Source organism: Geminicoccus flavidas (genome assembly GCF_009806515.1).
Classification (GTDB): Bacteria; Pseudomonadota; Alphaproteobacteria; order Geminicoccales; family Geminicoccaceae; genus Geminicoccus; species Geminicoccus flavidus.
This window is the reverse complement of the sequence record NZ_WUJP01000799.1, coordinates 1-3,526: the sequence shown is the minus strand read 5'-3', so window position 1 is coordinate 3,526 and position 3,526 is coordinate 1. Positions and strand designations below refer to the sequence as shown.

Here is a 3,526-nt window from a genome sequence, read left to right as displayed (position 1 = left end):
CCATGATGGCGGGCTGCTGTCGGCAGCGCTGGCCCATGACGGCAAGGGCCTGGTCTCAGGCGGCGATGACGGCCGCGTCGTGCGCTCGGTGCCGGGCGAGGCGCCGGTCGAGCTGGCCAAGTTGCCAAGGCGCTGGATCGCCGCCGTGGTGACCGATCCCCTCGGCGGCAACACCGTGTTTGCGGCCGGCAAGGAGGCGCATGTGCTGGGTCGGGACGGGCGGGAAAAGGCGGTGTTCGCCGACCATCCGTCCACGGTCGCCGGCCTGGCGCTGGACCCCAAGGGCAAGCGGCTGGCGGCGACCCATTATAACGGCGTCAGCATCTGGTGGACCGAGCTCGCCAAGCAGGAGCCCAAGCGGCTGACCTGGAAGGGCAGCCATCTCAAGGCGGCGTTCGACCCGACCGGGCGCTATCTCGTCACCACCATGCAGGAGAACGAGCTGCATGGCTGGCGGCTGGCGGACGGGCAGGACATGCGCATGTCGGGCTATCCTGCCAAGCCGCGCACACTGGCCTTCTCGCCGGATGGCAAGAAGCTCGGCACGGGCGGCTCCGACACGCTGGTGGTCTGGGACTTCACCGGCAAGGGGCCGATGGGCAAGGCGCCGGAGGAGCTGGGCGAGTATACCGACGTGCCGATCACCGCGGTGGCATTCCATCCCTCGGTGGCGATCGTGGCGGTGGGCCATGCCGACGGCTCGGCGAAGCTGCTCTCGTTCGGCTCGGAACGGAGCATCCCGCTGGACAGCCCGGGTGCGGACATGGTGACCGCCCTGGTCTTCTCGAAGGACGGCAAACGGCTCTATGCTGGCACAGAGGATGGCGGGCTCGCCTCCTACCTGATCGCCGAATGACCTGAAGCAGAGCCGGCCGGGTGGGCGACCCGGCCGCCCGGATGGCTGTCCCATGCGTGCCGACATCCGCGAGACCCTGCGTCTCGCCCTTCCCGTCATGGTGGCACGCGCCGGCATCCTGGTGATGGCCGCCGTCGACACGATCATGACCGGGCGGTTCGGGGCCAGCGAGCTGGCCTTCTACGCGGTCGGCAACGCGCCCTTCATCCTGTTCATGCTGCTGGGCATTGGCCTCGCCACCGGCACGGTGGTGCTGGTGTCCCAGGCGATCGGGGCGGGGCAGGCCAGCGAGACCGGGCGGATCTGGCGGATCGCCTGCATCGACACGGGGCTGCTGGGCGTGGCCACCGGCCTCTTGCTCCTGCCGGGCGAGACGATCCTCGGCTGGCTGGGGCAGAGCCCGGAAGTGGTGGTGGGCGGTGCCGCGGTCATGCGCGCCTTCGCCCTGGCGATGCCGGCCGTGCTCCTGTTCTCCGCCACCAGCTATTTTCTGGAGGCGATCGGCCGGCCCCATGCCGGGATGGTGGTGATGTGGGCCGGCGTGCTGCTCGACGCGTTCCTGAACTGGCTCCTGATGTTCGGCCCGTTCGGCCTGCCGATGCTGGGCGCGCAAGGGGCGGCACTGTCGACCTCGATCACCCGCTGGGTAGGTGCCCTGGCCCTGATCGGCTATGCGCTCAGCTTTCGGGGCCATGGCGCCTACGGCGTGCGCGGCAGGCTGGCACCGGTCTGGCCGGTGCGCCGCCAGCTCCTGCGCCTGGGCCTGCCGTTCGCCGCCTCGCAGGGGCTGGAAAGCAGCGCGTTCCAGTTCATCCTGGTGATGGCCGGCTGGCTCGGCACCGTGCAGCTGGCCGCCCACCAGGCGGTGATGAATCTGAACGCGCTGTTCTACATGCTGACGCTCGGGGTGGCGACCGCGACCTCGGTGCGGGTCGGCCACGCCGTGGGCAGGGGTGCCAAGGAGCGGGTCGCGCGCGCTGGCTGGGTCGGGGTCGCCATCGGCCTGACCATCATGCTGTGCTTCTTGCCATTCATCCTCGGGTTGCGCCTGCCGATCGGCTGGCTCTATGCCGCCGACCCGCTGGTGGTGGCGGCGATCGCCACGGCCCTGCTGGTGGTCGGCCCGACCATGCTGGTGGACAGCGGCCAGGGCATCGTCACCGCGGCCCTGCGCGGCACCGGCGACACCTGGGTGCCCACCGCGATCCATGTGAGCTGCTTCTGGCCGGCCATGGTCGGCTCGGCCTGGCTGCTCGCCTTCCCGGCCGGATTCGGCCTGATCGGGCTGTGGCTGGGCTTGCTGATCGGCCTGGCCCTCGCATTTCTCTGTCTGAGCCTGCGCTTTGCCGGGCGCACCCGCCGCATCGACCAACTGGCACGAGCAACATGACCGAGCTTCCCCGCCTCTTCGACCGGCGGGCCGTGCACCGCAACCGCATCCGCGCGCTGGCCGACCGGCGCTACGAGCCCTTCCTCCTGGACGAGGTGGCCGACCGGCTGGTGGAGCGCCTGAGCGAGATCCGCCGGCCGTTCCCCCGGGTCCTGGAGCTGGGCAGCTGGCGCGGCCGGCTGGCCGACCTCCTGCGGCTGGCAGGGCCAGGGCGGGAGCTCATCGTGGCGGTCGATCCGGTGGCCGATGCCCTGGATGAAGGGCCCGGGCTGAAGGTCCAAGCCGAGCCGGAAGCGCTGCCGTTCGCTGATGAGAGCTTCGACCTCGTGGTGAGCGCGCTGGCACTGCACCATGTCGACGACCTGCCGGGCGTGCTCCTCCAGCTGCGCCGGATCCTGGCACCCGACGGGCTGATGCTGCTGGCGCTTTTGGGTGGGGAGAGCCTGTTCGAACTGCGCACCGCCCTGCTGCAGGCCGAACTGGACATCAAGGGCGGGGCGGCCATGCGGGTGGCTCCCTTCGTCGACATCCGCGATGCCGCCGCACTCCTGCAGCGGGCCGGGCTGGCCCTGCCGGTGGCAGATGTCGACCGCATCACCGTGTCCTATCCCGACGCGCTGGCGCTGCTGCACGAGCTGCAGTCGATGGGCGAGGGCGGGGCCCTGCTGGAACGGCCGAGAGGCCTGTTCCGCCGCGACCTGCTCCTGCGCGCCGCCGAGATCTACGGGGAACGGTTCGCCAGGGCCGACGGCAGGGTGATCGCCAGCTTCGACATCCTGCATCTGTCCGGCTGGAAGCCGCACGAGAGCCAGCAGCAACCGGCAAGGCGCGGCAGCGGCCAGGTCCGGCTTGCCGCCGCGATGGGTGTGCCGGTCGAGGTCTTGGAGGGGACTGCCCCGCCCAAAGGCCGCGAGCCGGACGATCAGGCCGGCTGAGGCAGGCGGGCAGGTGACGGCGCATCCAGGCGGTGGCCGATCCAGCCCACCGCATAGCCCAGCACCGCCCAGAAGATCGCCTGGCTGACCAGCGAGGCGCTGACGAACTCGGCCGCGAGTTCGGGCGGGACGGCACCGCCATGGGTGCCGGCGGCCGGCGAGCCGATCACGTGCGGCAGGGCGAGCACCAGGATGCCGAGCAGGGCCAGAAGGCTGCGGCCGGAGAGCAGGATCAATGCCAAGCCGGCGGCGGTGAGCCCAGCGGTCATCAGCCACCAGGCCTGCCGTGCGGCCAGTTCCGCGGTCACCGCACCCGGCACTTCCGGCGCGAGGCCCAGCGAGGGA

The 3,526-nt window shown here is 71.0% G+C and carries 4 protein-coding genes; 3 read left to right on the top strand and 1 reads right to left on the bottom strand.

What is annotated here, in order from left to right; translation table 11 throughout:
• From EQG76_RS22940 to EQG76_RS22930, 3 genes are all read left to right on the top strand, one after another.
• Nucleotides 1-856, top strand: an 856-nt coding sequence (locus EQG76_RS22940) for a WD40 repeat domain-containing protein (RefSeq protein WP_159716632.1), incomplete at its 5' end; no start/stop codon positions are given.
• Nucleotides 857-908: 52 nt separating this feature from the next.
• Nucleotides 909-2,246 (top strand): MATE family efflux transporter, encoded by a 1,338-nt coding sequence (locus EQG76_RS22935; protein ID WP_159716630.1) that lies wholly within the window; start codon nucleotides 909-911, stop codon nucleotides 2,244-2,246.
• A complete protein-coding gene (locus tag EQG76_RS22930; protein WP_159716628.1) occupies nucleotides 2,243-3,181 on the top strand; it encodes a class I SAM-dependent methyltransferase in 939 nt (312 codons plus the stop codon). Before EQG76_RS22935 ends, EQG76_RS22930 begins: the two co-directional genes overlap by 4 nt.
• Here the strand turns inward: EQG76_RS22930 and EQG76_RS22925 are convergent.
• Nucleotides 3,169-3,526 (bottom strand): CbtA family protein (locus EQG76_RS22925; RefSeq protein ID WP_200841044.1); only part of this gene is annotated, 358 nt, incomplete at its 5' end. The genes EQG76_RS22930 and EQG76_RS22925 overlap by 13 nt on opposite strands.